Genomic DNA, 25,529 nt, shown 5'->3' with positions numbered 1-25,529 from the left:
GCCCTCGGCATGCACAACCGGCCCGCACGATCGGCAGGCCCGCCCGGCCCGCTCCCGACGTCGTGGCGGTGGCGGCGGTGACCGGCCGGCCGGCGGCGGAGTTCACCGAGGTGGCGGGAACGCGGGTGCACGCCTCGGTCCTGGGCCCCGCCGACGCGCCGGACGTGGTGTGCGTGCCCGGACTGGGCTGCTCGCACCGCTACTTCCTGCCCTTCGCACGACGGCTGGCACCCGCCGCGCGGGTGGTGGCCGTCGACCTGCCGGGCTTCGGTCGCACGCCCGGCCCCCGCACCGCGCTCGACGTGCGCGGCCTGTCACTCGCCCTGGCCCACTGGTTGCGGGCGACGGGACGCGACGGGGTGCCGCTGGTCGCCAACTCCGCCGGCTGCCAGGTCGTCGTCGACCTGGCGGTGCACTCTCCCGACCTGCTCGGCCCGGTGGTGCTCAACGGCCCCACGATGGACCGGCACGCCCGCTCACCGCTGCGCCAGATCGGACGACTGCTCGCCGGCGCCCCGCGCGAACGCCCGACGCTGGGACTGGTGCTGGTCAAGGACTACTTCGAGGCCGGGCCGCGGCGGATCATCACCACGTTCCGGTACCTGTTGGCCGACCCCGTGGAGCAGAAGCTGCACCACGTGCGCACGCCGGCCCTCGTGGTCCGGGGCAGCCGCGACCCCGTCGCGCCGGGGCCGTGGGCGCGGGAGGTGGTGGCGCTGCTGCCGGACGGCCGTTACGTCGAGGTGCCGGGCGCGGGTCACACGCTGAACTACTCGGCACCGGAGGAGCTGGCCGCGATCGTCCGGCCGCTGCTGCCGCGCGCCGGGCCGCAACACCGCCGGGAGGGGTGACCCACAGTCCCCGTCGGGTGAATCGGGCGGCGGCGGGTCGGACGCCCGGGATGGCCGGCGACGTCCCGGGTACTCGACGGCATGACCACAGCACCGTTGCCCCATGAGCGCGCGGGAGCCCCCCAGTGCGCGATCGTCACCGGATCCGACTCCGGTATCGGCAAGGCCGTCGCCGTCGCGTTCGCCGGCGGGGGAGTGGACGTCGGGATCACCTACCACGAGGACGCGGAGGGTGCCGAGCGCACCGCGCGGGAGGTCCGGGACGCGGGGGCGCGCGCCGCGGTGCGCCGCCTCGACCTGACCGACCTGCCCGGGTCCGCGTCCGTCGTGGACGAACTCGCCGACGAGCTGGGAGGTGTCGACGTGCTGGTCAACTGCGCGGGCACCGGCTCGGCGGAGCCGGCCCTGGACATGTCGTTCGACACGTGGCGCGGCGTGCTGTCGGTGGACCTCGACGGGGCGTTCCTGTGCTGCCAGAAGGCGGCCAAGCGGATGATCGCGGCCGGTCGCGGCGGCCGGATCATCAACATCACCTCGGTGCACGAGCACCTGCCGCTGGTCGGTTCGGCTCCGTACTGCGCGGCGAAAGCCGGCCTTGGGGGACTGACGAAGGTGCTCGCGCTGGAACTCGCCGAGCACGACATCACCGTGAACTCCGTGGCCCCCGGCGAGATCTCCACGCCGATGACCGGCCAGGAGGACGTGGACCCGCGCACGCAGCCGCGTCCCGGCGTGCCGTTGGGGCGGCCGGGTCACGCACGGGAGGTCGCCGCTGTCGTGGCCTTCCTCGCCACCCCTGCGGCCGGGTACGTGACCGGCGCGTCGTTCGTGGTCGACGGCGGCATGGTCCTGATGGGACCGCAGGCCAGCCGAGAGGTCTCCGACAACACGTGGCGGCATCCTTGAACCGTGTGTTCGATGGCCCGTACGGGGTATTCGAGACCCATGGGCACAACCGAGTCGCGTGACACCCCGCCTGATCCGGACCCGGCGCGCACGCCGGGTCTCGAACCCGGAGGTGGGGTCGCGCCGGGCGACACCCCGCCCGACTCGGGGCAGACCTCGGGTCTGTCCCACCCGCAGCCGATGCCGTCCCGCCGGGCCCCGGTCATCACCCTCGCCGCGGTCATCGTGGTGACGTTGCTGGTGGTGGCGTTCGTCATCGCCCAGTTGATGGGGTGGCTGACCAGCTTCTGAGGGCCGGCTCCTGGGGCCGGCGCGCTCTGGTGAGGTTGCCGGGGCGGAGGGCGGGTAGCCGATCCGCATGAGGATCGTCGTGACCGGAGCGACCGGCAACGTGGGCACCGCTCTGCTGCGCAGGCTCGCTTCCGAACCGGATGTCCAAGTGCACGGGATCTCGCGCCGCCCGCCCGCACCCGTGCCGCCGTACGACGTCGAGTGGACCCCGGTGGACCTCTCCCGCGACGGCGCGGAAGAGCCCCTGACGGACGTCTTCCGAGGCGCGGACGCGGTGGTGCACCTGGCGTGGCGGATCCAGCCTGCCCACGACGCGGACACGCTGTACCGGACCAACGTGGCGGGTAGCGAACGCGTGTTCGCCGCGGTCCGCGAAGCCGGGGTGCCGCACCTCGTCCACCTGTCGTCGGTCGGCGCGTACTCCCCGGCGGTCAAGAGCCGGACCGTGGACGAGCACTGGCCCACCTGCGGGGTGTCGAGTTCGCTCTACAGCGTGCACAAGGCCGACGTGGAGCGGCGGCTCGACCGGGTCGAGCGGGAGGACGCCGGGCTGACGGTCTCCCGCCTGCGGCCGGCGCTGATCCTGCAACCCGACGCCGCCGCGGAGATCAAGCGATACTTCCTGGGCCCGCTGGTCCCGTCGGCGCTGTTCCGGGTCACGTTGCCGCTGCTGCCGCTGCCGAAGCAGCTGGTGCTCCAGTTCGTGCACGCCGACGACGTGGCCGACGCGCTGGCGCTGGTGCTGCGGCGCAGGCTGTCGGGCGCGCTCAACCTGGCCGCCGATCCGGTCGTCACGCCGCAGGTGCTCGCGGAAGTCCTGCGCACCAGGCACGTTCCGCTTCCCCCGTCCGTTCTGCGCGGACTGGCGTCGCTCACCTGGCGGTTGCGCCTGCAACCAACTTCACCCGGTTGGGTGGACCTCGCGCTCGCCACACCGGTGCTGGACACGTCACGTGCACGCGATGAACTCGGTTGGGTGCCGCGCCATGAAGCCCGTCGGGTCCTGAGCGATCTGGTGGACGGCATGGCACGCCGGGAGGGTGAGCCCGCCAGCCCCGCGCTCAGGCCGTGACCGCCGTTCCGGTGGAGCCGGCCGCGGGCTCCGACCCCCAGGGGTGTCGAACTCCGCGTGGCGGGAACACCTGGTGTGCCAGCCGAACGACAGAGGAGGAACGATGTCGATCAGCGAGTCCGGCCACATCACCGGAACGCAGGACAAGGACTACAACATCATCTGGTTCGTCGAGGCGTGCCTGAGCAACGCGTTGCGGCTGGAAACCTACGTGTCGGACGCCGAGCGCGCGGGTGACGCGGAGCTGGCGGACTTCTTCCGCCGCGCCCAGGGCGAGAGCCGCAAGGGAGCCGAGCAGGGCAAGGCCCTCCTCGCGCAGCGCCTGGGCGCGTGACCTCCCGGTGCCTGCGATCCGTGGCTCACGGATCGCAGGCACCGACGTGGGCCTGGGCTGGCCCGTGTCGGCGTCGCCGGCACGAACGGACCGAGATCGAAGCAACGCAACGAAGTCGACCCGACCACCCGACCGCGCCGCCTCAGACGTCCGGGTCGAGGGTCGGGAGCGGATCGGTCGCCGGGCCTTCCAGGACGTCGCCGTCGACCCCGAAGCGCGACCCGTGGCAGGGGCAGTCCCAACTGCGCTCGGCGTCGTTGAAGCGGACCAGGCAGCCCAGGTGGGTGCACCGCGCCGAGACCACGTGCAGGTCGCCTTGCTCGTCGCGGAACACCCCCACCTTGCCCAGCCCCCTGCGCACCAGCCGGCCGGTTCCGCGCGGGACCTCCTCGGCGGAGCCCACCTCGCCGGGCTTGAGCCGGTCGCCGACCAGGTCCACGACCACTTCGGCGTTCTTGCGCAGCAGGGTCGGTGTCGACTTGAGGGACAGCCGGTGCGGGGTGAACCTCCCGGCCCACGGCTCCGGCCGGCCGGTGAGCTCGCCGGTCAGGGCGAGGGCCGCGGCGGTGCCGCCGGACAGGCCCCACTTGCGGAACCCGGTGGCCACGTACAGCCGGTCGGAGCCGGGCGCGTAGGAGCCGAACATCGGCAGGCTGTCGAACGCCACGACGTCTTGGGCCGACCACCGGTGGGTGATCTCCGCGACGTCCCAGTGCTTGCGCGCGAAGTCCGACAACGCCCGGTACGGCTCGTCCTCCAGCGACCCGGTCGGGTGACTCCGGCCCGACACGATCACCTGGTCGCCGTGCGAGGTGATGGACCAGCTGGGCGTACCCGCGCTGATCGCCATCCCCGTGGGCGGGGTGCCGGTGCGCAGCCGTGCCGCCACGCAGTACGCCCGTACGGTCTCCAGTCGCGCGAAGTACCCGCCCCGGTCCAACAGCGGGTAGTGGGTCGCCACGACCACGCGGTTCGCGTAGACCGTCCCGAACGCCGTGTTCACCGAGCAGGGGTCGTCGGAATCGATCCCGGTGACGCGGCTGCCCTCGAACACGTGCGAACCGTCGCCGTCCACCTGCTCCGCCAGCGCCCGCAGGTACTTCACCGGGTGCACGGCCAACTGGTCGTCCAACCGCACCGCGTGGAAGACCTCGAACGGCACGCCCATCAGCTCGCCCCGGTCCCGGGCGACGGGCAGCCCGGCGTCGAACGCGGCGTCGGCTTCCTCGTCGACCCCGGCCACCTCCTCCCGGCTGAAGGCGAAGGTGTAGGCGGGCATCCGCCGCAGGTCGCAGTCGGCCCCCTCCGCGAACCCGGCCACCGCCGCCACGCCGGCGAGGCTCGCGGTGGCGTAGTCGGCCGCCGTCTCGACGTTGTGCGCCTTCGTGATCTCCGAGTAGACCGTGGCCTGCAGGGCGGTCACCTTCGCGGTGTTGTTGCCACTGGTCCCCGCCCCGATCCGGTCGGCCTCGATCAGGGCGACGCGCAGGCCGGCGCGTTTGAGCAGCAGTGCGGTGGTGACGCCGACGACGCCCGCGCCGACCACCGCCACGTCCACCGCTGTGTCGGTGACGGGCGGGTATCGGCGCGCGGCGTCGAGCAGCCAGAGGGACTCGTGCGCGGTGGTGGTGTCCATACCGGACGGATACCCCCTGACCGGGTGGGTCGAACGCGGTCACACGCTCCGGCCGTCACGCGGGATCACGCGACGGCTCAGACCCAGGCCCAGGGCGATCATGCCGAGCGCCAGGCCCAGGTGGAGCCAGTTGTCGGCCTCGTTGACAGGCACGAAGTTGGCCGCGCTGTCGTGGTCGATGACCAGGCCGTACAAGAACAGGACGAGGTACACGACTCCGCCACCCACCAGGTAGCCGCGGGCTCCGGCCGCCGTCCGGGCCAGGGCGAGACCCGCGACGCCGAACAGCAGGTGGACGATGTTGTGCAGGACGGACACCTCGAAGATGCCGAGCAGCTTCGCGCCCGAGTGGTGGCCGGCGAAGCTGAGCGCGTCGTAGTCGGTGGTGATTCCGGGGATGAACCCCGCTATGCCGACCAGCAGGAACACCACGCCCGTGGCGAGCGCGGCGGTCTGGACGGGGGTGCGGGTCGCCTCGATGGGCTGTCGGGACATGTTGCCTCCTTCGCGTCCTCCACTGACTACCCCGTCGCGCGCCGCCAAACATCGCGCGGCGGTCAGCCCACGACCGCTCCCCGCACGAAGTGGCGCTGCGCCACGAGGAACAGCAGGACCAGGGGCACGGTGGCGACCGTGCTCGCCGCCATCACCAGCTCCCACTGCGCCTCGCCACCCTCGCCGAACCGGTCCAGCACCGCCTTCAACCCTCGCGGCAACGTGTAGAGCGCCGGGTCGCGCAGGTACACCAGCGGCTTGATCAGGTCCGTCCACGCCGCCTTCAGCTCGAACACGAACACCACCACCAGACCGGGCCAGGTCAGCGGCAGCGCCATCCGGGTGAACAGCAGCCACGGCCCCGCGCCGTCCACCCGGGCGGCGTCGAACACCTCGCGCGGCAGGCCCAGGAAGAACTGGCGCAGCAGGAACACCGAGAACGCCGACCCGAACAGGTTCTGCGCCCACAGCGGGATCTGCGTGGTGGCCAGCCCGAGCGCGTGCCACTCCAGGTAGACCGGCACGAGCGTGACCGCCGCCGGCAGCATCATGGTCGCGAGCACCACCCCGAACAGCGCGGACCGGCCGGGGAAGCGGAACATCGCGAACCCGAACGCCACCGCCGCGCTGGACAGCGTGACCGCCAGCGCCGCGGCCAGGCCGACCGCCACGCTGTTGCCGATCCACGTCAGCAGCGGCACCGCGTGCCACACCTCGACGTAGTTGCCGGGGGAGAAGACCACGGGCAGCAGCGCGTTGTCGAACACGTGTGCCCGGTCCTTGAGCGACGCGCTGACCAGCCACCAGAACGGGTAGCCGAACGCGGCCGTGACCACCAGCAGCGCGGCGAGCACCGGGAGACGTCTCATGATCCCTCGTAGTGGACGTAGCGGCGGGACAACCGGACCTGCACCGCCGTCACCAGCGCGATCACCGCGAACAGCACCCACGCCAGCGCCGACGCGTACCCCATGCGCAGCGACCCGAACGCCTCCTGGAACAGGTGCACGACGTAGAACAGCGCCGCGTCGTCCTGGCTGGACCGGGTCGCCCGCGCACCGAAGTACATCGTGTACGCCTCGGTGAACACCTGGAGCGACGCGATCGTGTTCACCACAGCGGTGAAGTAGACGGTGCCGCTGATCCCGGGCAGCGTCACGTGCCAGAACTGCCGCCACGGGCTCGCCCCGTCCAGCCGCGCGGCCTCGTAGCGCTCGGTGGGGACGCGGGTCAGCGCCGCCAGGTAGAGCACGGCGGTGCTGCCGACCGTCCACAGGCTCATCAGCACGAGCCCGGGTTTGACCCACGACGGGTCGGTGGTCCAGTTCGGCCCGGTGAAGCCGAACCAGCCGAGGAACGCGTTGATCGCGCCGCGCTGACCGTTGAGCAGCAACAGGAACAGCGCCGCCAACGCCACGGGCGGCGTCATCACCGGCAGGTACAGGACGGTGCGGAAGAACCCGGCGGCCCGTCCCGCGTGGCGCAGGAGCGTCGCCAGCGCCAAGGCGAGCACGACCTGCAAGGGCACGTGCAACGCGGTGAAGAACAGCGTGTTGCCCAACGCGGTGGCCGTGCGGTCGTCCTCGACCAGATCACGGTAGTTGTCGGCACCGATCGGCACCGGTGGGGTGAGCATGTCGTAGCGGGTGAACGACAACCACAGGCTGAACAGCATCGGCCCGGCGGTGAACGCCAGGAACCCGATCACCCACGGCAGCAGGAACAGGTACCCGGCTTTCGCCTCGCGGCCCGCCACCGACCTCATCCCGCCACCCTCCGCAGCGCGCCGGCCGCCTCCCGCTGGGCCTGCGCCATCGCCTCCTCGGGCCCCTGCGCCCCGGACAGCACCCGGTTCACCCCGCCCTCCCACGCCCGGACCAGGTCGCTCGCCGCCGCGCTGACCGGCAGGGCGAAGGCCTTGTCCTGCAACGACAGCAGTACCGGGACGGCCTGGTCGAGGATTCGGTTGCCGCCCGGCCGCCACACCTCGCGGAAGATCCGCTCGTCGGCCTCGCGATTGGCGGTGAACGTGCCCCCGTAAGGCTTTCCCGCTCGGGCCAGCGCGTCGCGGCGCGCGGTCGCGGCGGTGACCCAGGTGTCGGTGGCGGTCATCGTGACGATGAAGTCGCACGCCGAGTCGGGATGCCGCGCGCCTTTTGGGATCGCCCACGCCTGCCCGCCGGAATCGGTCAGCGGCCGGCCGGCGCGGTCGGTGAACGGCGTGACGGTGACGTCCGCGTCCGGGCTGACCGAGGCGAGGGTGGTGACGTACCAGGAGTCCATCGGCATCACGGCGAGCTGACCGGCCGCGTACGGGTTGCCCGCGCCGAACAGGTCGAACGTGTCGCGGAACGCCTTGAACGAGGCCCACCCGCCCTGCGCTGCGACCAGTTGCGCGGTCATCCGCACCGCTTCGACCACCTTCGGGTCGTCCAACGGCGTGGTCACCAGCTCCGCCCCGTTCGCCTTGGCCCACAGCGGCAGGAACTCCGGCACCTTCGGGTCGAACCCGATCCGGAGCAGCGCCGGGCCCCGCACGTCGGCGAGCCGGGCCAGCCGGGGCAGCCCGGCCCACTCGGTGGTGGACACCGACGCCGGGTCCACCCCGGCCGCGCGCAGCACGGCGTTGCCCAGGATCAGCACGCGCACCGAGGAGAAGTCCGGCAGGCCGTGCGGTCTGCCGCCGGGGGAGACCTGCCGCACCGCCGCCTCCCGGAACCGCCCGAGGTCGACGCCGTGGCGGCGCAGGCAGTCCGAGAGGTCGAGCACCGCGCCCCGGGCCGCGTAGCCGCCGAGCTTGCGCCGGTCCGCGTACACCACGTCCGGCGGGTCGCCCGCCGCCACCGAGGACAGGAACTGCTGCTCGTCGAACGCGCCCTCGGTGATGCGCAGCGCGGTGTCGGGGTGGGCGCGCCGGTAGACCTCGACGCGTGCGGTCGCGTGCTCGTCGGGCAACCCGAAACCCATGGTCACCAGGGCGTTCGGGGCGTCGGCGGGTGACGGGCCGAGGCCCCCACAGCCCGCGAGCAGCAGCACGGCGACCCAAGCCGGCAAGCGCATCGGCGCGCTCCTCACGGTCGATGTTGCCCACGAACGTGGTACACCGGCATTCCACGCCCAGGACGCCGTCACACCGATGTCGCCCGGACGGGGCAACCGGGGGTGTCGACCGGTTGCGCGGTGTGCGCGCGCCGCCCGTGGGTAGCCGAGCGCATGGCCCGGACAACGGTGGTGGTCGCGACGCGCGATCGAGTGGGTGAGTTGGCGCGCACGCTGGGCTTCCTGCGCGAGCTGGACGTGCCGGTGGTCGTGGTGGACAACGGCTCGACCGACGGCACGGTGGCGAGGGTGCGCCGCGAGTTCCCCGAGGTGCGGTTGATCCCGCTGGAGCGCAACGTCGGGGCTTCGGCCCGCAACGTCGGGGTCCGCGCCGCCGGCACGCCGTACGTGGCGTTCAGCGACGACGACTCGTGGTGGGCGCCCGGTGCGTTGCGCAGGAGCGAGGAACTGTTCGACGCCCACCCCGGGCTGGGCCTGATCGCGGCCCGCGTGGTGGTCGAGCCCGGCGGCGAGCTGGACCCGGTGTGCCGGGTGATGGCGGCCTCGCCGCTGGGGGTCGAGCCGGACCTGCCCGGCCCGTCCGTGCTGGGGTTCGTGTGCTGCGGGTCGGTGGTGCGGCGGGACGCGTTCCTGGAGGTGGGCGGGTTCAGCCCGGTGCTGTTCTTCATCGGCGAGGAACGGCTGCTGTCCTGGGACCTGGCGGTGGCCGGGTACGCCTGCTGCTACGTCGACGACGTCGTGGCCCACCACCAGCCGTCCCTGGTACGGGGGCCGGCCGCCGCCCGGCGACGGGCGGAACTGCGCAACGACCTGCTGACCACCTGGCTGCGCAGGCCGTGGCGCAGGGCGCTCGCGGGCACGGTCGCGCTCCTCGGGCGCGGAGTCGGCGACCCGGACGCGCGCGGCGCGCTCGGCTCGGCTCTGCTGCGCCTGCCGGTGGTGGCCCGGCAGCGGCGGGTGCTGCCCCCGGACGTGGAGCGGCGCGTGCTGGCCGTGGGATGACCCGGCGGGAGCCTGCCGGCCGCGGGGTGGCCCGGCGGGACCTGCTGCGCCGGCCGGCCGCGAGGTGACCCGGCGCACGCAGATCGTGCCCCGCCATCGGGTTGAGCGGGCGGCTACCGGGAACGCCTGGGTGGAATACCACTACCGGGAGGTGGACCCCATGCCCGACCAGCACAACCCCGCCGTGCACGAGGAGCATCCGAGCCCCGAGGCGCAGCCGGCGCAGCAGCAGGAGTACCCCGGCACCGGGAGCGAGATGGAACCGCGCCCGGACCACGGCGAGCGGACCTATCGCGGCACCGGCAAGTTGACCGGTCGGCGTGCGGTGATCACCGGCGGCGATTCCGGCATCGGTCGCGCGGTCGCGATCGCGTTCGCCCGGGAAGGCGCGGACGTCGTGCTCTCCTACCTGGAGGAGGAGCAGGAGGACGCCGAGCGCACGGCGGAGTGGGTGCGGGAGGCGGGTCGGCGCGCGGTGCTGGTCCCCGGCGACATCACCGACGAACGGCACTGCGCGCACGTCGTGCGGCAGGCGGTGGGCGAACTGGGCGGCATCGACGTCCTGGTGAACAACGCCGCCTACCAGATGTCCCAGGACGAGGGCCTGCTCGGCATCACCACCGCGCAGTTCGACCGGGTGCTCAAGACGAACCTCTACGCGATGTTCTGGCTGTGCAAGGAATCCGTGCCGCACCTGGGGAAGGGATCGGCGATCGTCAACACGGCCTCGATCCAGGCCTCGCAGCCCTCGCCCCCACTGCTCGACTACGCCACCACCAAGGCCGGCATCGTCACCTTCACCCAGGGGTTGGCGCAGGACCTCGCGGAGCGCGGGATCCGGGTGAACGCCGTCGCGCCCGGACCGGTCTGGACGCCGCTCATCCCGGCCACCATGCCCGCCGAGGCGCTTGACTCGTTCGGCGGGCAGACCCCGCTGGGCCGGGCCGCGCAACCCGCCGAACTGGCTCCCGCCTACGTGTTCCTGGCGTCGGGCGAGTCGAGCTACGTCTCCGGCGCGGTGCTGGCCGTGACCGGTGGCACCCCAATGCGTTGACCCCGATGCGCTGACGCTAGGAGCTGTTTGGAGTTTGGATCATGTGGTTGAGGTGAGGGTCTTCAGCTATAGGATCGCTCCTCGTAGATGCAGTCCGGCCTCGTAGCTCTCCGGTGTCTTGTCATAGCGGGTGGCCAGACCACACCATGTCTTGGACTTCTGGAAGGAGCGTTCGACGGTGTTGCGCCGCTTGTAGGGCACGGGATCGAGGACACGGGCCGTCCTCCGGCGGAGCCCTTGTTCCTCCGGTTGGCTTGCTGCTCAGCCCGCCTTGGGACCGGCCGAGTCCGGTTGCCTTGGCCCGCGCCTTCCGACGGTGCCGGAGGGCGGCACGGTCCCGATCGGCGGGCGTGCCCGCGTTGGTGGTGTCCGGCGCGGACGGCGGCGCACCACCCGCGGCACGCTCTGTTGTGTGGGCTACGGAGCCCCTTTTTCCTCGGTCAGTGCCTGTTCCGGCGCGTCGAGGGTTTCCCCGGCGATCGCGAGTCCGGCCGATTCGTGGTGTGCCCGCACGATCGTGGAGTCCACGCTCACCGGTTCCAACCCGACCTGTCCGCGGGAGGCGGCCTCGGCGATCAGCGCGTCCATCAACGTCTGGAACACCCCGGCCCTGGCCCAGGCGTTGCACCGGGAGTAGACGGCCGACCAGGGGCCGTACCGTTCCCGTGGCCGCCACCGGAACATGCGGTTCGATCAGGGCCCACTCGGCGTCGATCAACCCTGCCAGCACACCACAGGGGCGAAGCTAGATCTGAACCTCAAACAGCTCCTGACGCGGTGAACCCGTTCGCGCTGACCCGTTCAGGGCTTCGCGCCCCCTGTCCGCACGCCGTTGTCGGTCACCAGCGCCAGCACCTCGTGCAGGTCGGCCGCCACGGTGGGTGCGCGGTCGACCTCCTCCGGCCGGGTCACCGGCGTCGGGACCATGATCGGGTGCGCGCCGGCGGCCAGGGCGGCGCGGACGTCTGCCTCGATGTCGCCGACCACGGCGGTTCGCTCGGGGGCCACGCCCAGGGCCGCGCACGCGGCCAGCACCAGGCCGGGCTCGGGCTTGCGGCACGGGCAGCCGTCCTCCGGGTGGTGCGGGCACACCTGCCAGGTGCCGAACCGGCCCAGCAGCGCTTCCACCCGGGCGTTGACGGCGTCGACCTGGGTGCGGCTGAGCAGCCCGCGGCCGATGCCCGACTGGTTGCTCACCACGCCCGTGCGCACCCCGGTGGTGCGCAGCCGGTCCAGCAGTTCGCGAGCCCCCGGCAGGGGTTCCACCAGCCGGGGGTCGCCGTTGTACGGAACGTCTCGGATGAGCGTTCCGTCCCGGTCGAACAGCACCGCGTCGAAGGTCACCAGAGGGACCTATCCAGTTCAAAGCGGTTCAAACCACGGTGAGCGGGTGAATTTCCCTCGCCACCGGGGGGTTACCGGTCAGTAGGAGAAACGCTTCTCCCGAAGCGTTTGTTCGTCGGATTCGTGGCTAACACTCCTGTGTGGAGTACATGCCCAAGGTGTTCCGATGAGGACCCTGGTCGCCCGGCTGGACAACGACGGTGACGTGTTGCTGGCGGGACCGGCGGTTCGCGCCGCGGCGGCGTCCGGTGAGGTCGTGGTCCTTTGTGGACCGAACGGCCGGCGCGCCGCCGCGCTGCTGCCCGGCGTCGACCGGGTCGTCCACTGGCACTGCCCGTGGATCGCCCACCCCGCCGGGGAGTTCTCGCCGGCCGACGTCGAAGCGCTGCTGCCGGTGTTGGCGGAGCTGCGCGTCGACGTGGCGCTGGTGCTGACCTCGTTTCACCAGAGCCCGTTGCCGCTCGCGCTGCTGCTCAAGCTGGCGGGCGTGCCGAAGGTCGTGGCGCGGTCGGTCGACTACGCCGGTTCCCTGCTGGACGTGCGGCTGCGGGACGACCCCGACGTGCCGGAGGCCGACCGGGCGCTGTCCGTGGCGCGGGCCGCCGGGTTCGAGCTTCCGCCCGGCGACGACGGCCGGCTGCGGGTGGACGCACCGGAACCACCCTTTCCTGGGCCTTACCTGGTGGTGCACCCCGGAGCGTCCGTACCCGCGCGCACGTGGTCGCCGGACCGGTGCGCCCAGGCCGTGCGGGCGTTGACCGAGGCCGGTCACCGCGTGCTGGTGACCGGCGGACCGGGCGAGACGGCGTTGACCGCGCGGGTCGCCGGAGCGCACGGGGTGGACCTGGGCGGGCGCACGACGTTCGCCGAACTCGCCGGCGTACTGCGGGGTGCGGACGCCGTGGTGGTCGGCAACACCGGGCCGGCGCACCTGGCCGTCGCCGTGGGCACGCCCGTGGTGTCGCTGTTCGCGCCGGTCGTGCCGGCCGCCAGGTGGGCGCCCCACGGGCGGCACGTGCTGCTCGGCGACCAGAGCGCGCCGTGCCGCGACACCAGGGCGCGGGAGTGCCCGGTGCCGGGCCACCCGTGCTTGGACGACGTGACCCCGGCCGAGGTCGTGGCCGTCGTGACCGAGTTGACAGGAGTGCGGGCGTGAAAGTGTTGCTGTGGCACGTGCACGGGTCGTGGACGCACGCGTTCGTCCAAGGCGCGCACGACTACCTGATCGTCGGGCCGCCGGACGGCAAGGGCCTGCTCGGTCGCCAGTGGCCCCGCGCCCGGGAGGTCGACCTGGCCGACGTGCGGGCGGACGTTGCCGTCGTGCAGGAGGCCGACCAGCTCGACCGGGTGCCGGGCGGCGTGCCGGTCGTCTACCTGGAGCACAACACGCCGGCGCGGCCGAACCTGCCGCACCCGGTCGCGGACCGGGTGGACCTGATCGTCCACGTCACCCACTTCAACCGCCTGATGTGGGACTGCGGCACCACCAGGACCGTGGTCGTCGAGCACGGCGTGGTCGACCCCGGCCCGCTCTACACCGGCGAGCTCGCGCGGGCCGCGGTCGTGGTGAACGAGCCGGTCCGCCGGGGACGGGTGGTCGGCACCGACCTGCTGCCGAGGTTCGCCGACGCCGCCCCGCTGGACGTGTTCGGGATGGGCACCGAGCGGCTGCCGTGGGGCCTGGGCGACCACGACCTCCCGGTGCTGCACCGGGAACTGGCCCGGCGGCGGGTCTACGTCCACCCGATGCGGTGGACGTCGCTGGGGCTGTCGCTGATCGAGGCCATGCACCTGGGGATGCCGGTCGTGGCGCTGGGTTGCACGGAGGTGCCGCGCGCGGTGCCGCCGGACGCGGGCGTGGTCTCGACCGACGTGGACGAGCTGGTGCGCGGCGTCGCCGAACTGGTGGCGGATCCGGCGCTGGCCCGCGAAAGGGGCGCGCGGGCGAGGGAGTTCGCCCTGGCCCACTACGGGATCGACGCGTTCCTGGGCGACTGGGACGGGATCTTGACGGAGGTGAGCGGATGAGGATCGCGATGGTGTCCGAGCACGCCAGTCCCCTGGCGGCGCTCGGCGAGGTGGACGCGGGAGGCCAGAACGTGCACGTGGCCGCGCTGTCGGCGGCGCTGGCCCGGCTGCGCCACGAAGTCGTCGTCTACACCCGCCGGTACGCGCCGGACCAGCCGGAACGGGTGCTCTCGGACGACGGGTACGAGGTCGTGCACGTGCCCGCCGGGCCACCGCGCCGGGTGCCCAAGGACGACCTGGTGCCCTACCTCGGCGATTTCGCCCGCTTCCTGGCCGACGACTGGGCCCCCGACCCACCGGACGTCGTGCACGGGCACTTCTGGATGTCCGGCGTGGTCTCGCTGTCGGCGGGGCGGACGGTCGGGATCCCGGTGGTGCAGACCTTCCACGCGCTGGGCGCGGTCAAGCGCCGGCACCAGGGCGCGGCCGACACCAGCCCGCCGGAGCGGCTCGGCGTGGAGCGGGCGATCGGGCGCGACGTGGACCGGGTGCTGGCCACCTGCGCCGACGAGGTGACCGAACTGGCCCGGATGGGCGTGCCGAGGTCCAGGGTGTCGGTCGTGCCCTGCGGGGTCGACCAGACCCTGTTCACCCCGGCCGGGTTCCGCCCCGGGACATCCCGCCGGCGGATCGTCTCGATCGGCAGGCTGGTGCCCCGCAAGGGGTTCGGTGACCTGATCGAGGCGCTGCGGTCGGTGCCGGACACCGACCTGGTGATCGCCGGTGGTCCCGAGGCGTCGCTGCTGCGCGCCGACTCGGAGGCGCAGCGGCTGCTCGCGCACGCCGAGCGCTGCGGGGTCCGTGACCGCGTGTCCCTGGTCGGGCGGGTGTCGCGGGAGGAGATGCCGGCGCTGCTGCGGTCGGCGGACGTCGTGGCTTGCGTGCCCTGGTACGAGCCATTCGGGATCGTGCCGCTGGAAGCGATGGCGTGCGGGGTGCCCGTGGTGGCCACCGCCGTGGGCGGGCTGACCGACACCGTCGTCGACGGCGTCACCGGCGTGCTCGTGCCCCCGCGCGACCGGCGGGCGCTGGTCGCGGCGTTGAACTCGCTGCTGCGCGACCCGGGCCGCCGGGAGGCGTACGGCACCGCCGGCACCGACCGGGTCGCGGCGCGGTACTCGTGGGACCGGATCGCCCGCGACACCGTCCGCGCCTACCTGCGGGCCGGTGCGGGCAAGCCGGTCGACCTGGCCGTCGGAGGTGCGCTGTGAGCGTGGAGAAGCACTTGGACGGGCTGGGGGAGTCGCTGGCCGGCCTGCGGGCGCAGGCCCCGCGCATCACCCGCTGGGGCGCGACCCTGGCCCACCGGCTGACCGGCGGCGCGCGACTGCTGGCGGCCGGCAACGGCGGCTCGGCGGCCGAGGCGCAGCACCTGACCGCCGAGCTGGTCGGCCGCTACCGGGACGACCGGGCCGCGTTCTCGGCGATAGCGCTGTGCGCCGAGTCCTCCAGCGTGACCGCCATCGGCAACGACTACGGCTACCAGGAGGTCTTCGCCCGGCAGGTGAGCGCGCACGCCCGCCCCGGCGACGTGCTGGTGCTGCTGTCCACCAGCGGCCGCAGCCCGAACCTGCTGCGCGCCGCCGAGGCCGGGCGGGAGGCGGGCGCGCTGGTCTGGGCGTCGACCGGACCGGCGCCCAACCCGCTCGCGGACCTGGCCGACGACGTGCTGGCGCTGCCCGGTGCCGCGTGCCACGTCCAGGAGGCGCAACTGGTCGCCGTGCACGCGCTGTGCGAGGCGTTCGAGGCGGCGCTGCCGACCGTGCGGCGGAGGGTGTCGTGAAGCTGGTCGTGGTGGGGGATTCGCTGCTCGACGTCGACGTGGAGGGCGTCGTGGAGCGGGTCTGCCCGGACGCGCCCGCGCCGGTGCTGGACGTGACCGCCGAACGTGCCAGGGCCGGCGGCGCGGCGCTCGCGGCGGCCTTCGCCCACGCCGACGGTCTGGACGTGACGCTGGTCAGCGCCGTCGCCGACGACGAGGACGGCACGCGGTTGCGCGGCCTGCTCGCGGTGCCCGCGGTGCTGGGCGGCTCCACCGCGCCCACCCCGGTCAAGACCAGGCTGCGCAGCGCCGGCACGTCGGTGGCCCGGGTCGACCGGGGCGGTGGCCCCGGCACGCCCGAGGTGACCGACGAGATGCTCGACGCCGTGCTGGCGGCCGACCTGGTGCTGGTCTCGGACTACGGGCGGGGGCTGGCGCGCGACGAGCGGCTGCGGTCGGTGCTGGGCCGGCGGCCCGTGGTGTGGGACCCGCACCCGCGCGGCCCGGCCCCGGTGCCCGACGCCCGGCTGGTCACGCCGAACCTGGCGGAGGCGTCGGCGTTCGCGGACACCTCCGACCCGTACGCCGCCGCCGAGCTGCTGCGAGGACGGTGGCGCGCCCGTGCGGTCGTCGTGACGATGGGGCGTGCCGGCGCGTTGCTGCACCAGGGCGACGCACCCGTCGTGGTGCCCGCCCCGGCGATCACGGCGACCGACCCGTGCGGTGCCGGCGACCGGTTCGCGGTGACCGCCGCCGCGCGCTTGGCGAACGGCTCCGCGCCGGACGACGCCGTGGTGGCGGCGGTTGCCGCGGCGGCCGACTTCCTGGCGCGCGGCGGCGTGTCCGGGCTCCACCGGGCCGAGTCCACAGTGGACTCGGTGCGGGCGCGCGGCGGTGTCGTGGTGGCGACGGGAGGGTGTTTCGACCTGCTGCACGCGGGCCACGTCCGCACTCTCGCGGCGGCGCGGGCGTTGGGCGACTGCCTGGTGGTGTGCCTGAACTCCGACGCCTCGGTGCGCCGGCTCAAGGGGCCGGAGCGCCCGGTGACCGGCCAGGACGACCGCGCGGAGCTGTTGCGCGCCTTGGACTGCGTGGACGACGTGCTGGTGTTCGACGAGGACACCCCGGAACGGGTGCTGGCCGAACTGCGACCGGACGTGTGGGTCAAGGGCGGGGACTACTCCGCCGAGTCCCTGCCGGAGGCGGAGCTGGTGCGCGGCTGGGGAGGCCGGACCGTGGTGGTGCCCTACCACCGGGGCCGGTCGACGACCGGGATCTTGACGAGGAGGGCCTGATGGTGGGGAACGTGCTGGTGACCGGAGGTGCGTCCGGCTTGGGCGCGGCGGTGGTGCACGCCGTGCGGGAACTGGGCGGCACACCGCTCGTGCTCGACAAGGCGGCCCCGGCGTCGGACGAGGTGGCCGACTTCGAATCGGTCGACCTGTCCGACACCCGGGCCGCGGAGAGCGCGGTGGAGGCGATCGTCGCCCGCAACGGCGGGCTGAGCGCGGTCGTCACGGCCGCCGGGACCGACGCCTGCGGCCGGCTGGTCGACGTCCCCGGGGCGGACTGGGACCGGGTGGTCCTGGTCAACCTGCTCGGCACCGCCGCGGTGGTGCGCGCGGCGCTGCCGCACCTCGACGGCGGCCGGGTCGTCACGATCGCGTCCACGTTGGGGCTCAAGGCGGTCAGCGACGCGACGGCCTACTGCGCCTCCAAGTTCGGCGTGGTCGGCTTCACCCGCGCGCTGGCCGCCGAGACCGCCGGCCGCACCGGGGTGACCCTGGTGATCCCGGGCGGGATGCGCACGCACTTCTTCGACGACCGCGCGGAGCAGTACCGGCCGCCCGACGACAGCCGGCTCAACCCGCCCGAGCGGGTCGCCGACGCCATCGTCTTCGCCCTGCGGCAACCGGCGGGGTGCGAGATCCGCGAACTGGTGGTCGCCCACGCGGAGGAAGGCTCTTGGCCGTAGCGAGAACCGGCACGCGGCCGTCGTGGTCGTCGTGCGAACCCACGTCTGGCGATGAGGAGCGTAGATGAGCGTGCGCAACGCACGGGAAGCCCAGCCGTCCTGGGGTGCGACGCCGGCGGCCGAGCGCGGGGCCGCCCTGAGCGCCGCCGCGGCCGCGGTCCGGGACCGGGCCGACGAGCTGGCGAAGGTGCTGGAGGAGGAGACCGGGCGGCCGTTCGAGTCCGGGCGCGAGGGGGTGCTGGCGGGAGCCGGCACGCTGGCGCAGTACGCCGAGCTGGGCCCGGTCCACCGGGGCCGGTCGCTGCACGGCTCCGCCGGCGCGGCCGACTTCATGATCCCCGAACCGCGCGGCGTGGTGGTGGCGCTCACGCCGTGGAACGACCCGGTCGCCATCGCCTGCGGCCTGCTGGGCGCGGCGCTGGTCACCGGCAACGCGGTCGTGCACAAGCCGAGTGAGCGGTGCCCGAGGACGGGCCGGCTGCTCGGCGAGGTGCTGGCGGCGCACTTCCCGCCGGACGTGCTGCAAACCGTGGACGGTGGCGGCGAGGTCGGCGCGGCGCTCGCCGCCGACCCCGGCGTGGACGTGGTGGCGCACGTCGGGTCGACGGCGACCGGCCGGGCGATCGCCGGCGGTTCCCGCGCCAAGCTGCTGCTGGAGAACGGCGGCAACGACCCGCTGGTGGTCGACGCGGACGTCGACCCCGCGTGGGCGGCGGGGCAGGCGGCGCTCGGCGCGTTCACCAACGCGGGCCAGCTGTGCACCTCGGTCGAGCGGATCTACCTGCACGAGGCGATCGCCGTGCCGTTCCTCGACGCCCTGTGCGGCCTGGCCCGCGAGTGGAACGCGGACCCGCAGCCGCTGGTGGACCAGCGCCACGCCGACGCGGTCCACGCCCACGTGTCCGAGGCGGTGGCGGCGGGGGCCGAGGTCCTGGTGGGCGGTGAACCGGACGGACGCCACTACCCGGCGACCGTGCTCACCGGCTGTACCCCGGACATGCGGGTGTGGACGCAGGAGACGTTCGGGCCGGTGGCCCCCGTGCGCCTGGTGCCGTCGTTCGAGCAGGCCCTGCACGAGGCCGCCGCCGACGAGTACGGCCTGGCCGCCACGGTCCTGACCGCCTCGATGGCCCACGCGCAGCGGGCGTGGCGGGCGCTGCCCGTCGGCACGGTGAAGGTCAACGCGGTCTTCGGCGGCGCGCCCGGCGGTGCGGCCCAACCGCGCCGGGCGTCGGGCACCGGCTACGGCTACGGCCCGGAACTGCTGGACGAGATGACCACCACGAAGGTCGTGCACCTGGGCCAACCCGGCTGACCCCGACCTGGTCGGCCTCTACCCAACCGGCCCGGCCCGCGCTCAGCGGGCCGGGCCGTCGCGAGTCACGGGCCGGGCGGGACCGGCCGACCGGTGGCCACCAGCCGGAAGCCCGCTTCCACCGCCTTCTCCGGCGGGACCAGGTTCCGGGTGTCCACGATCACCGGGGTGGCCATCCGGCGGACCAGCGCGGGCCAGTCCAGTTCGGCGAACTCCGGCCACTCGGTGAGCACCACCAGCGCCCGCGCGCCCAGGGCGGCCTCCCGCACCGAGTCGACCACCGCCACCCCCGGCGCGTCGGACACGCTCGGGTCGTAGGCCACCAGGTCCGCGCCCTCGGCCGCCAGCAACCCGGCCACGGCGAGCGCGGGGGAGTCCCGCAGGTCGTTCGTGCCGGCCTTGAAAGCCAGCCCCAGCAACGCGATCCGCGTACCCTCCAGCGACCCGACGGCGTCACGGACCTTCGCCACCACGCGGCGGGGCTGGTGTTCGTTGGTGTCGATCGCCGCGCACAGCAACGGGAAGTCGACCTGGGCCGCCCCTGCCGCGGCCAGCAGTGCCCGCGTGTCCTTGGGCAGGCACGAACCGCCCCAGCCGGGGCCGGGGTCGAGGAACGCGGTGCCGATCCGGTCGTCCAGGCCCATCGCGCAGGTGACCTCCGCGATGTCGGCACCCACCTGCTCGCACAGCTCCGCCAACGAGTTGACGTAGGAGAGCTTCACGGCCAGGAAGCAGTTGCTGGCGTACTTCACCAGTTCCGCGCCGACGTTCGAGGTGACCACGACCGGGGCTTCGGTCCCCCGGTAGAGCCGCGACACCTGCCGCGCGGCCGGACCGCCGACCACGATCCGTTGCGGCCGCAGGAAGTCCTCCACCGCGTGCCCCTCGCGCAGGAACTCCGGGTTGGACACCACCGGCACGTCGACCGAGTCGGCGATCGCGTCCGCCGTGCCCGGCGGCACGGTCGACTTCAGCACCAGCACGCAGTCCGGCGGCAGCAGGTCGGCCTCGCGCAGCACGGAGCGCACCTGGGTGAGGTCGGCCGCGCCGTCCTCGCCGGTCGGCGTCGGCACGCACAGGAACACGAACTCCGAGCCGGACAGCGGTTCCCGGTTGCCGCGCACGAACCGCAGCCGCCCGGTGGCCAGGCCGCGCTGCACGAGGGCGGTCAGCCCCGGTTCCAGCGCGCTGATCTCGGCCCGGTTCAACGCCCGGACCCTGGTTTCGTCCACGTCCGCGCACACCACGTCGTGGCCCAGTTCCGCGAAGCACGCGGCCGTCGTCAGGCCGACGTAGCCCGCTCCGATGACACCGATTCGCGCCAAGGCACACCTCCCAGTGCGGTCAGGACTTCCGCCACGTCGATCTCCAGCAGCCCGGGACCGGGCCGGTCGGCGAACGTGTCGCCGGGCCGTGCGTGCCACAGGGCGCGGTGAGGGCCGTTCCGCGGTCCCCAGAGAGCGGGGGACACCGGCCCGAACAGCACCACCGACGGCGTGCCGTACGCGGTGGCCACGTGCGCCGCGCCGGTGTCACCGCAGACCAGCACCCGCGCGCCGCCGACCAGGTCGAGGAACGCCCCGAGCGGGCCGATCGCCGGCCGGCCCACCGACTCGACGAGCGGGCGTTCCGCCGTGCTGCCGGTCACGACGACCTCGGGACCCAGCGCCCGGGCCACCGCGGCCCACCGGTCGGCCGGCCACCGCCGCGCGCCGTGGCTCGCACCGGGGTGCACCACCACGTGGTCGTTGCGCGGCACCGGGGGCAGCCGCAGGTCGTCCGGGTCGCACGGGATCCCGTGCCGCTCCAGCAGGTCGCACCACCGCAGCACCTCGTGCCGCTCGTCGTCGCGGCCGTCGAGGGCGATCAGCCGGCCCGGCCGGGTCGCGCGCAGCAGGGCGGTGCTCTGCGGCCCGCGACCGTGCAGGTTGACCGCCAGGTCCGGCTCCCGCAAGGGGATCGGCTCCAACTCGCCGACCGGCAGGTGCCGGTCCACCGCGTCGATCCGCGCGACCACGTCGGCCAGCCACCCCGGCGCGGCCAGCGTGATCACCGCCGCCGGGAACGCCCGCCGCAGGCCGCGCAGCGCCGGTACGGCGGTCAGCAGGTCGCCCAGCCCGAGCGCGCGCAGCACGAGAACGTTCACCGCCGCACCCCGCGGAACCGGAGTTCGCCCACCAGCCGGTGCCAGCACGCGGCGACCGGGATGGCGGCGCTGGTCACCAGCATCCGCGCGATCTCGTCGGCAGTGCGCGGGCCGGGGGCGATCCGCTGTCCGGCGTACAGGGCGGTCAGCCCGGCCCACACCGCGCCGCCGGCGAGCGCGAGCCGCCGCCGGCCGGTCACCGCGCCGAGCACGGCCACCGCCCCCGCGGCGGTGGTGGCCGCGTGCCACCCCAACCGACCCCGGTGGCCGCCGATCCGGGAACGCCACCCCGGGCCGAGCAGCCGGCGCACCAGGGCGTCGTCCGCGTTGCCCCGCTGCTGGCGCAGGCTGGCGAAGAAGTCCGCGGCCCGGACCGGGTGGGTCGTGGTCCGGTTCCCGGTGTCGATCCGGTACCCGTGGTCCAGCACGCGGACCGCCAGTTCGGCGTCCTCCCGGTAGGCGCGCGGGAACCGCTCGTCGAACCCGCCCACGCGCGCCAGCGCGGCCCGCCGGTACGCCATGTCCGCGGTGATCCACTTCGCGCCGGCCAGCCCGGCGGTGCCGCGCTCCCAGTCGGTCGGCCGCCGGTCCTCGGGCAGCGGCACCACGATCCGGCCCTGGCTCGCGCCCAGGTCGAGCCCGGCGTCGGCCAGGTCCTCGGCCAGGCGCTCCCGCCAGTCCGGGCCGGGCACCACGTCGTCGTCCAGGAACACCACCCACTCGCAGCACGTCGCCCGCCAGCCGGCGTTGCGGGCCGCGGCCGGCCCCCGGCCCCCGGTGTGCAGCACCCGCGCCGAGTGGGTCGGCGGCAGCGGGCCCGGTTCCGGGCGGTCGTCCACCACGATCACCTCGCGCGGTGCCACGCCCCGGCCGTGCTCCACCGCGTCCAGCACCACGGACAGGCTCGACCGCCCGACGGTCGGGATCACCACCGCGTAGTCGGGGCTCATCGCCGCACCGTGAAACGACCGATCGCCAGCAGGTCCACCGGCGCGGAACCGAAGCACTCCAACGCGTCGCGCGGGTCGTCGACCATCGGCCGGCCGGCGGTGTTCAGGCTTGTGTTGACCACGACCGGCACGCCGGTGCGCCGCTCGAACCCGCGCAACACCCGTGCCATCAGCGGTTCGCGGTCCGGTGCCACGGTCTGCACCCGCGCGGTGCCGTCCACGTGCACCACGGCCGGGATCCGATCCACCCAGTCCGGGTGCACGTCGTGCACGAACAGCATGTACGGGCTGGGGATCGGTCCCCGGCCGAACAGCTCCGCCGCCCGCTCCTCCAGCACCATCGGCGCGACCGGGCGGAACTGCTCGCGCCCCTTGACGTTGTTGAGCCGTTCCAGGTTCTCCGCGTGGCACGGGTTGGCCAGCAGCGATCGCCGGCCCAGCGCCCGGGGACCGTACTCGGCCCGGCCCTGGAACCACGCCACCACCTTGTTGTCCGCCAACGCCTGGGCGACCACCTCGGCGATGTCGTCGGGCTCGTCGTAGGACACCGCGGCCCGCTTCAGGAAGCCCTCGACCTCGTCATCGGTGAAACCGCGCCCGAGATCCGCCCCGGGCATCGCCGCGGCGGGTTCCCCGCCCCGCGCCGCCACGTGCAGCGCCGCGCCCAGCGCCGTGCCCGAATCGCCCGCCGCGGGCTGCACCCACAGCTCGTCGAACGGCCCTTCGTCGAGGATGCGGGTGTTCGCGACGCAGTTCAGGGCGACACCACCCGCCATGGCCAGCCGCCGCTGCCCGGTCCTCTCGTGCAACCACCGGGCGAGGTCGAGCAGCACCTCTTCCACCCGCACCTGCACGCTCGCCGCCAGCTCCGCGTGCTCGCGGGTCACCTCGTCATCGGCGGCCCGCTGCTTCGCCAGCGCACCCCAGTCCACCGGGCGCACCTCGAAACCGCCGTCCGGGCGCGCGAAGACGTGCTCCCGCAACAGCTCCAAGTGCACCGGCTCGGCGTAGGAGGCGAGCGCCATCACCTTGTACTCGTCGCTGGAGCGCAGGAAGCCCAGGTGTTCGGTCAGGTCTTCGTAGAGCAGGCCGAGCGAGTGCGGCAGCTCCTGCGCGGCGAGCGTGGTCAACTCGTGGCCCCGGTACTCGCCGGACAGGTGCGAGCCGCACTCGCCCCGGCCGTCGGCCACCAGCACCGCGCAGTTGCCGTCGAACGGCGCGGCCAAGCCCGTGGACGCGGCGTGCGCCACGTGGTGCGGCACGAACTGGACGATGTCCGGGTCGAGTCCGGGCAGCGCGGTCGCGAGGAACTGCGGAGCGCGACGCGCGTAGGTGGTCCGCAGCTCCTCCCACGGCGCGGTGTCCTCCACCGCCAGGCCGGGGTCGTAGGAGTACGCCACCGCGTCCAGGTCCGCAGGGGTCAGACCGGCGTGCTCCAAGCACCACCGGGCGGCCTGTTCGGGCTGCTCCCAAGCGGAGAAGGGCACCGGCCGCTTGCCGTGCTTGCGCCGCGAGAACCGCTCCTCCTCGGCCGCCGCGACCACCTGGCCGTCGACCACCAGAGCCGCTGCCGGGTCGTGGAAAACCGCGTTGATGCCGAGTACGCGCACAGCGCGCCTCCTTCCTCCGATGTGGACGGTCAGCCGACCGGTTCCAGGGCGAACGAGCGCCGGAGTCCTTCGTCCAACGAGATTTCGGGTTGCCAGCCCAGCACGGACCGCGCCAACGAGATGTCGGGCCGACGTCGACGTGGGTCGTCCACCATCGCGTCCACGTGTTCGATCCTCGACGCGGAGCCGGTCAGCGCGATGATCCGCTCGGCGATCTCCAGCACGGTGACCTCCTGCGGGTTGCCCAGGTTGATCGGACCGTGGTGGTCGGACTCCGCCATCAGCAGCAAGCCGCGCACGAGGTCGTCGACGTGGCACAGGGAACGGGTCTGCTGCCCGTCACCGTGCACCGTCAGCGGGCGACCCGCGCGCGCCTGGCTCAGGAAAGTGGGGATCACGCGGCCGTCGTCCGGGCGCATCCGGGGTCCGTAGGTGTTGAAGATCCGCACGATCGCGGTGTTCGTGCCGTACTCGCGGCGAAACGCCTCCACCGCCGCCTCGCCGAACCGCTTGGCCTCGTCGTAGACGCTGCGCGGGCCGATGGGGTTGACGTTGCCCCAGTAGTCTTCGCGCTGCGGGTGCTCCAGCGGGTCGCCGTACACCTCGCTGGTGGACGCGACCACGATCCGGGCACCCTTGCGGTGTGCCAACTCCAGCGCGTGCAGCGTGCCCAGCGCACCGGTCCGCAACGTGTCCACCGGCATCCGCAGGTAGTCCACCGGGGACGCGGGACAGGCGAGGTGCAGCACCAGGTCCACCTCGCCCAGCAGGTCGAGGGGCCGCGTCACGTCGGCGTGCACCACCCCCAGCTTGGGGTTCTCGGGCAGGTTGTCCACCGAGCCGGTGCGGAAGTTGTCCACGCACACCACGCGCACGCCGCTGCGCAGCAACGCCTCGCACACGTGCGAACCGACGAAGCCCGCACCGCCGGTGACCACCACTCGTCGCAATCCCATGCTTCCCAGCTACCCGCGTCGGAGCGACTCATGCACCGACCCGGTCGTTACTTCCCACCCGCCGGCCGCCCACCGCGAGGTGAACTCGAACGGGCGACGCGAGGCACGATCGTCGTGTTTCACCCGGGTGGTGCCGGGTACGGCGAGCACGGCTGTCGCCGGCGCGGTTGCGGGTCCGGCACCCGGGGTACCCGGCAGCACCGTGTGGAGAGAGGAGGAGCCATGCCGGGAAGGCAGGAACTGCCCAGCACGGTCGAGAGGTCCTCGGCCAAGGCCCAGCGCACGTGGATCAAGGCGCACGACTCGGCCGTGGACACCTACGGAGAAGGCGAACGCGCACATCGCACCGCGTTCTCCGCTTTGAAGCACTCGTTCGAGAAGGTCGGCGACCACTGGGAGCCCAAGGAGCACAAGGGACCCTCCGACAAGCAGGCCGCGCGCAGCACTCCGGCGCAGGGATCGACCGCGGGCGGGGTGGACGCCAACGCGTCCAAGCAGCACCTCTACGAGATCGCCAAGCGGCTCGACGTGCCCGGCCGGTCGACGATGGGCAAGAGCGAGCTGGTCGCCGCCATCCACAAGGCCAACGAACGCGCGACCGAGTCCGCGCGGAACTGACCGACTCGTCACCTCACCCGGACGGCGGAGCGGTCCTGAAGTTGCGGTGGTGTCCGTCGGCGCTAGGGTCGGGAACCGGGAGTGGGTTGAGCAGCGAGCCCGCCCGGCACGGCGACGTGACCAC

The 25,529-nt window shown here is 73.5% G+C and carries 27 protein-coding genes; 15 read left to right on the top strand and 12 right to left on the bottom strand.

Going from position 1 to position 25,529, the window contains the following annotated elements:
• Positions 1 to 77: 77 nt before the first annotated feature.
• From BN6_RS24540 to BN6_RS24520, 5 genes are all read left to right on the top strand, one after another.
• Positions 78 to 851, top strand: a complete 774-nt coding sequence (locus tag BN6_RS24540; protein WP_148302999.1) for an alpha/beta fold hydrolase — start codon at positions 78 to 80, stop codon at positions 849 to 851.
• A gap of 81 nt (positions 852 to 932) precedes the next feature.
• Complete coding sequence (locus tag BN6_RS24535) at positions 933 to 1,757, top strand: SDR family oxidoreductase (protein ID WP_015102450.1); 825 nt, start codon at positions 933 to 935, stop codon at positions 1,755 to 1,757.
• 39 nt (positions 1,758 to 1,796) lie between these two features.
• On the top strand, positions 1,797 to 2,048 hold the full coding sequence (locus BN6_RS24530; protein WP_041313880.1) for a DUF6480 family protein: 252 nt from the start codon (positions 1,797 to 1,799) through the stop codon (positions 2,046 to 2,048).
• 67 nt (positions 2,049 to 2,115) lie between these two features.
• Positions 2,116 to 3,120: an NAD-dependent epimerase/dehydratase family protein gene (locus tag BN6_RS24525; protein WP_015102449.1), complete on the top strand. Its 1,005-nt coding sequence runs from the start codon at positions 2,116 to 2,118 to the stop codon at positions 3,118 to 3,120.
• Positions 3,121 to 3,223: 103 nt separating this feature from the next.
• Positions 3,224 to 3,454 (top strand): hypothetical protein, encoded by a 231-nt coding sequence (locus BN6_RS24520; protein ID WP_015102448.1) that lies wholly within the window; start codon positions 3,224 to 3,226, stop codon positions 3,452 to 3,454.
• Between the two features lie 142 nt (positions 3,455 to 3,596).
• Here BN6_RS24520 and BN6_RS24515 read toward each other — a convergent pair whose 3' ends face one another.
• The 5 genes from BN6_RS24515 to BN6_RS24495 form a co-directional block, all read right to left on the bottom strand.
• A complete protein-coding gene (locus tag BN6_RS24515) occupies positions 3,597 to 5,090 on the bottom strand; it encodes an FAD-dependent oxidoreductase (protein WP_015102447.1) in 1,494 nt (497 codons plus the stop codon).
• Between the two features lie 39 nt (positions 5,091 to 5,129).
• Positions 5,130 to 5,585 carry a DUF4383 domain-containing protein gene (locus tag BN6_RS24510; protein ID WP_015102446.1) on the bottom strand — a complete coding sequence of 152 codons (456 nt, stop codon included), beginning with the start codon at positions 5,583 to 5,585 and terminating at the stop codon, positions 5,130 to 5,132.
• A 62-nt stretch (positions 5,586 to 5,647) separates the two neighbouring features.
• A complete protein-coding gene (locus tag BN6_RS24505; protein WP_015102445.1) occupies positions 5,648 to 6,454 on the bottom strand; it encodes a carbohydrate ABC transporter permease in 807 nt (268 codons plus the stop codon).
• Complete coding sequence (locus tag BN6_RS24500) at positions 6,451 to 7,350, bottom strand: carbohydrate ABC transporter permease (RefSeq protein ID WP_015102444.1); 900 nt, start codon at positions 7,348 to 7,350, stop codon at positions 6,451 to 6,453. Before BN6_RS24500 ends, BN6_RS24505 begins: the two co-directional genes overlap by 4 nt.
• The gene (locus BN6_RS24495; protein WP_015102443.1) at positions 7,347 to 8,645 is read right to left on the bottom strand and encodes an extracellular solute-binding protein; all 1,299 of its coding nucleotides are present in this window, start codon (positions 8,643 to 8,645) and stop codon (positions 7,347 to 7,349) included. Before BN6_RS24495 ends, BN6_RS24500 begins: the two co-directional genes overlap by 4 nt.
• Positions 8,646 to 8,798: 153 nt before the next feature.
• Between BN6_RS24495 and BN6_RS24490 the strand changes: the two genes are divergently transcribed.
• Both BN6_RS24490 and BN6_RS24485 read left to right on the top strand, forming a co-directional pair.
• Positions 8,799 to 9,647, top strand: a complete 849-nt coding sequence (locus BN6_RS24490; RefSeq protein WP_015102442.1) for a glycosyltransferase family 2 protein — start codon at positions 8,799 to 8,801, stop codon at positions 9,645 to 9,647.
• A 160-nt stretch (positions 9,648 to 9,807) separates the two neighbouring features.
• Positions 9,808 to 10,701, top strand: coding sequence for a glucose 1-dehydrogenase (locus BN6_RS24485; RefSeq protein ID WP_041317958.1), 894 nt, complete (start codon positions 9,808 to 9,810; stop codon positions 10,699 to 10,701).
• Between the two features lie 417 nt (positions 10,702 to 11,118).
• On the opposite strand, the gene BN6_RS46880 is transcribed toward BN6_RS24485, so the two are convergent.
• Both BN6_RS46880 and BN6_RS24475 read right to left on the bottom strand, forming a co-directional pair.
• Positions 11,119 to 11,289: a hypothetical protein gene (locus tag BN6_RS46880; RefSeq protein ID WP_158509424.1), complete on the bottom strand. Its 171-nt coding sequence runs from the start codon at positions 11,287 to 11,289 to the stop codon at positions 11,119 to 11,121.
• Positions 11,290 to 11,502: 213 nt separating this feature from the next.
• Positions 11,503 to 12,045 (bottom strand): D-glycero-alpha-D-manno-heptose-1,7-bisphosphate 7-phosphatase, encoded by a 543-nt coding sequence (locus tag BN6_RS24475; protein WP_015102439.1) that lies wholly within the window; start codon positions 12,043 to 12,045, stop codon positions 11,503 to 11,505.
• 166 nt (positions 12,046 to 12,211) lie between these two features.
• On the opposite strand from BN6_RS24475, the gene BN6_RS24470 reads away from it, so the two are divergent.
• From BN6_RS24470 to BN6_RS24440, 7 genes are all read left to right on the top strand, one after another.
• Complete coding sequence (locus BN6_RS24470; protein ID WP_015102438.1) at positions 12,212 to 13,201, top strand: glycosyltransferase family 9 protein; 990 nt, start codon at positions 12,212 to 12,214, stop codon at positions 13,199 to 13,201.
• Positions 13,198 to 14,073, top strand: coding sequence for a glycosyltransferase (locus BN6_RS24465; protein WP_015102437.1), 876 nt, complete (start codon positions 13,198 to 13,200; stop codon positions 14,071 to 14,073). The genes BN6_RS24470 and BN6_RS24465 overlap by 4 nt, the downstream gene beginning before the upstream one ends.
• The gene (locus BN6_RS24460) at positions 14,070 to 15,284 is read left to right on the top strand and encodes a glycosyltransferase (RefSeq protein ID WP_015102436.1); all 1,215 of its coding nucleotides are present in this window, start codon (positions 14,070 to 14,072) and stop codon (positions 15,282 to 15,284) included. The genes BN6_RS24465 and BN6_RS24460 overlap by 4 nt, the downstream gene beginning before the upstream one ends.
• Positions 15,285 to 15,286: 2 nt before the next feature.
• Positions 15,287 to 15,856: a D-sedoheptulose-7-phosphate isomerase gene (locus BN6_RS24455; protein WP_197540383.1), complete on the top strand. Its 570-nt coding sequence runs from the start codon at positions 15,287 to 15,289 to the stop codon at positions 15,854 to 15,856.
• On the top strand, positions 15,853 to 17,130 hold the full coding sequence (rfaE2, locus tag BN6_RS24450) for a D-glycero-beta-D-manno-heptose 1-phosphate adenylyltransferase (protein WP_015102434.1): 1,278 nt from the start codon (positions 15,853 to 15,855) through the stop codon (positions 17,128 to 17,130). Before BN6_RS24455 ends, rfaE2 begins: the two co-directional genes overlap by 4 nt.
• A complete protein-coding gene (locus BN6_RS24445; RefSeq protein WP_015102433.1) occupies positions 17,130 to 17,810 on the top strand; it encodes an SDR family oxidoreductase in 681 nt (226 codons plus the stop codon). Before rfaE2 ends, BN6_RS24445 begins: the two co-directional genes overlap by 1 nt.
• Before the next feature lie 64 nt (positions 17,811 to 17,874).
• Positions 17,875 to 19,125: an aldehyde dehydrogenase family protein gene (locus BN6_RS24440; RefSeq protein WP_015102432.1), complete on the top strand. Its 1,251-nt coding sequence runs from the start codon at positions 17,875 to 17,877 to the stop codon at positions 19,123 to 19,125.
• A gap of 65 nt (positions 19,126 to 19,190) precedes the next feature.
• On the opposite strand, the gene BN6_RS24435 is transcribed toward BN6_RS24440, so the two are convergent.
• The 5 genes from BN6_RS24435 to BN6_RS24415 are packed head-to-tail and all read right to left on the bottom strand — an operon-like array spanning position 19,191 to position 24,787.
• Positions 19,191 to 20,450, bottom strand: a complete 1,260-nt coding sequence (locus BN6_RS24435) for a UDP-glucose dehydrogenase family protein (RefSeq protein WP_015102431.1) — start codon at positions 20,448 to 20,450, stop codon at positions 19,191 to 19,193.
• On the bottom strand, positions 20,408 to 21,271 hold the full coding sequence (locus tag BN6_RS24430; protein WP_015102430.1) for a glycosyltransferase family 9 protein: 864 nt from the start codon (positions 21,269 to 21,271) through the stop codon (positions 20,408 to 20,410). The genes BN6_RS24435 and BN6_RS24430 overlap by 43 nt, the downstream gene beginning before the upstream one ends.
• On the bottom strand, positions 21,268 to 22,221 hold the full coding sequence (locus tag BN6_RS24425; RefSeq protein WP_015102429.1) for a glycosyltransferase family 2 protein: 954 nt from the start codon (positions 22,219 to 22,221) through the stop codon (positions 21,268 to 21,270). The genes BN6_RS24430 and BN6_RS24425 overlap by 4 nt, the downstream gene beginning before the upstream one ends.
• Positions 22,218 to 23,831, bottom strand: coding sequence for a carbamoyltransferase family protein (locus BN6_RS24420; RefSeq protein WP_015102428.1), 1,614 nt, complete (start codon positions 23,829 to 23,831; stop codon positions 22,218 to 22,220). Before BN6_RS24420 ends, BN6_RS24425 begins: the two co-directional genes overlap by 4 nt.
• 29 nt (positions 23,832 to 23,860) lie before the next feature.
• Entirely contained in the window at positions 23,861 to 24,787 is a 927-nt protein-coding gene (locus BN6_RS24415; RefSeq protein ID WP_015102427.1) for a UDP-glucuronic acid decarboxylase family protein, read from the bottom strand.
• Between the two features lie 222 nt (positions 24,788 to 25,009).
• Between BN6_RS24415 and BN6_RS24410 the strand changes: the two genes are divergently transcribed.
• The gene (locus BN6_RS24410; RefSeq protein WP_015102426.1) at positions 25,010 to 25,405 is read left to right on the top strand and encodes a ChaB family protein; all 396 of its coding nucleotides are present in this window, start codon (positions 25,010 to 25,012) and stop codon (positions 25,403 to 25,405) included.
• Positions 25,406 to 25,529: the final 124 nt, after the last annotated feature.

The organism is Saccharothrix espanaensis DSM 44229 (assembly GCF_000328705.1).
In the GTDB taxonomy this organism is placed as follows: Bacteria; Actinomycetota; Actinomycetes; order Mycobacteriales; family Pseudonocardiaceae; genus Actinosynnema; species Actinosynnema espanaense.
This window is presented reverse-complemented; position numbering and strand designations above follow the sequence as displayed.

What these genes read in the sequence shown, in the direction of transcription:
- BN6_RS24535 (WP_015102450.1), top strand. Translation starts at nt 933, where the DNA reads ATGACCACAGCACCGTTGCCCCATGAGCGCGCGGGAGCCCCCCAGTGC.
- BN6_RS24530 (WP_041313880.1), top strand. Translation starts at nt 1,797, where the DNA reads ATGGGCACAACCGAGTCGCGTGACACCCCGCCTGATCCGGACCCGGCG.
- BN6_RS24525 (WP_015102449.1), top strand. Translation starts at nt 2,116, where the DNA reads ATGAGGATCGTCGTGACCGGAGCGACCGGCAACGTGGGCACCGCTCTG.
- BN6_RS24520 (WP_015102448.1), top strand. Translation starts at nt 3,224, where the DNA reads ATGTCGATCAGCGAGTCCGGCCACATCACCGGAACGCAGGACAAGGAC.
- BN6_RS24515 (WP_015102447.1), bottom strand. Translation starts at nt 5,090, where the DNA reads ATGGACACCACCACCGCGCACGAGTCCCTCTGGCTGCTCGACGCCGCG.
- BN6_RS24510 (WP_015102446.1), bottom strand. Translation starts at nt 5,585, where the DNA reads ATGTCCCGACAGCCCATCGAGGCGACCCGCACCCCCGTCCAGACCGCC.
- BN6_RS24505 (WP_015102445.1), bottom strand. Translation starts at nt 6,454, where the DNA reads ATGAGACGTCTCCCGGTGCTCGCCGCGCTGCTGGTGGTCACGGCCGCG.
- BN6_RS24500 (WP_015102444.1), bottom strand. Translation starts at nt 7,350, where the DNA reads ATGAGGTCGGTGGCGGGCCGCGAGGCGAAAGCCGGGTACCTGTTCCTG.
- BN6_RS24495 (WP_015102443.1), bottom strand. Translation starts at nt 8,645, where the DNA reads ATGCGCTTGCCGGCTTGGGTCGCCGTGCTGCTGCTCGCGGGCTGTGGG.
- BN6_RS24490 (WP_015102442.1), top strand. Translation starts at nt 8,799, where the DNA reads ATGGCCCGGACAACGGTGGTGGTCGCGACGCGCGATCGAGTGGGTGAG.
- BN6_RS24485 (WP_041317958.1), top strand. Translation starts at nt 9,808, where the DNA reads ATGCCCGACCAGCACAACCCCGCCGTGCACGAGGAGCATCCGAGCCCC.
- BN6_RS46880 (WP_158509424.1), bottom strand. Translation starts at nt 11,289, where the DNA reads ATGGACGCGCTGATCGCCGAGGCCGCCTCCCGCGGACAGGTCGGGTTG.
- BN6_RS24470 (WP_015102438.1), top strand. Translation starts at nt 12,212, where the DNA reads ATGAGGACCCTGGTCGCCCGGCTGGACAACGACGGTGACGTGTTGCTG.
- BN6_RS24460 (WP_015102436.1), top strand. Translation starts at nt 14,070, where the DNA reads ATGAGGATCGCGATGGTGTCCGAGCACGCCAGTCCCCTGGCGGCGCTC.
- BN6_RS24445 (WP_015102433.1), top strand. Translation starts at nt 17,130, where the DNA reads ATGGTGGGGAACGTGCTGGTGACCGGAGGTGCGTCCGGCTTGGGCGCG.
- BN6_RS24440 (WP_015102432.1), top strand. Translation starts at nt 17,875, where the DNA reads ATGAGCGTGCGCAACGCACGGGAAGCCCAGCCGTCCTGGGGTGCGACG.
- BN6_RS24425 (WP_015102429.1), bottom strand. Translation starts at nt 22,221, where the DNA reads ATGAGCCCCGACTACGCGGTGGTGATCCCGACCGTCGGGCGGTCGAGC.
- BN6_RS24415 (WP_015102427.1), bottom strand. Translation starts at nt 24,787, where the DNA reads ATGGGATTGCGACGAGTGGTGGTCACCGGCGGTGCGGGCTTCGTCGGT.
- BN6_RS24410 (WP_015102426.1), top strand. Translation starts at nt 25,010, where the DNA reads ATGCCGGGAAGGCAGGAACTGCCCAGCACGGTCGAGAGGTCCTCGGCC.